Here is a 1,623-nt window from a genome sequence, read left to right as displayed (position 1 = left end):
ATCTTGGCTTAATTGCGCGATATTTTGCTGTTGATTATCGCTATCACGAACTGTCCATGTGCCTTGTGATACCGCAGATTGGGGGGGGTTGTTTAGCAGAAGTTTATTTATAAAAATTCGTATTCAAACAATTCATAATCATTTATATATAATTTTTTTAAAAATTTATCATTAGATATTAGGAATTAGTAACGTTTATGAATTTCACTAATCAGTTTAGGTGATATTTTTTCTAAATTTAGTGTTAGCACATTGAACTAACCGACTCATAGCCGTAGACAATATTGGAATACTCATATTCTTAACCTGTTCTTCTATATAGCCAAAAGTGTGTTTTTATTTAAATATAACCAATATTATAAACAATGCGGTTTTAAATAATTATTGCCAAATACCATGTCTACTCGCTATTTAACTTTCATTAAACGATTTAATTAGAGGATTTCTAATCAACTTATTAAAGCCAGCTTCGATTATTGATTTCCTTTACGAATTTAGGTCGCACTTTAAAATATCTCGTCAAAATTTGCCTACTTTTAAGTGGAAAGTAACACATTTAAAGCAGGCAAATACACAATGCAAATTACAATTTCAGAATATCTTACTTTAATCTTCGTACTTGAAATCTATATTAATTTTCATTGTTTCCAAATCTAAAGTTACTTCACAGCCTTTCCAAATAGGTAGACCATTAGTTAAATTATTTTCTATATAATACTTTCGTAACTCAACCAAATAGTGAAGCATATTTGTATTTGCAACACCACCAGCTGTAAGCCATTTCAATGAATTTTCATTATCAAGATAATCATATTCATATTCACATGTATTATCTTCAACTGATAAATTAGCCCTCATATTTATCTTTTTAGCATCATTAGGGGCTATATTATATAATAACACACCTATATTATTGTATATTTCTTGATCTGTTTTCATTTTTCACCTTTAGAATCATTAATAAACGTTCTTTCTATAGGATGTTCATTCCCTATTTTGTATGTAACGTTAATACTACTTGGTTTATCACTATTCCCTATATATACAGGCTCTATCTTAACACTTATCTCTTTATTCTCTTTTAACGATCTAGCCCATATATTCTCCATTTTTTTCCATTCACTACGATTTAAATTAGAATTCATTGGCACCATGTTTATTTTTTCACCAGGCCCTGAAAATCTTGTTGCGATTAAATGTCCACCATCATCCCCCGCATCACCACATTTCCCAACTTTACATTGTTGGTAACCATTTCTATCACTTTTATTTAATTCTAATGTAGCAGTAACGGATGTCACTCTACCTAAAGAGTCTGTCTGATAAACTTTATTTCCATCAATAGTATAAACCATATTTGGCTTAGGCTTATTTAATTCTTTATTCCAATTTCCTTTACTACCAGAGACTTGTTTTCCTGGATCTATCTTATTCTGAGACTCTTTATTATCCTGCTCTGGTGTTGGCTTTTTATTATTCTCATTCCCCCGAATCGCCGTCGTTCTAACCGTGATCCCTGAATCTTTAGAGGGCCCTGACATACCAATACTATCAAAACCTTCCTTACTTCCTAATGCAACTCTTGCTCCAAAAGTTGCTGAATTGAAAATACTTTGGGCACTT

Annotated in this window: 2 protein-coding genes; both read right to left on the bottom strand. The window is 31.2% G+C overall.

The features are described from left to right. Positions 1-606: 606 nt before the first annotated feature. A complete protein-coding gene (locus DK861_RS06205; protein ID WP_109399582.1) occupies positions 607-939 on the bottom strand; it encodes a hypothetical protein in 333 nt (110 codons plus the stop codon). After that, positions 936-1,623 (bottom strand): DNA/RNA non-specific endonuclease (locus tag DK861_RS06200; protein WP_239452142.1); only part of this gene is annotated, 688 nt, incomplete at its 5' end. The genes DK861_RS06205 and DK861_RS06200, both read right to left, overlap by 4 nt.

Origin of the sequence: Proteus sp. TJ1640 (assembly GCF_003144445.1) — a bacterium.
Classification (GTDB): Bacteria; Pseudomonadota; Gammaproteobacteria; order Enterobacterales; family Enterobacteriaceae; genus Proteus; species Proteus penneri.
This window is presented reverse-complemented; position numbering and strand designations above follow the sequence as displayed.

Excerpts from the sequence above, each read along its gene's own strand:
- DK861_RS06205 (WP_109399582.1), bottom strand. The coding sequence starts at position 939 with ATGAAAACAGATCAAGAAATATACAATAATATAGGTGTGTTATTATAT.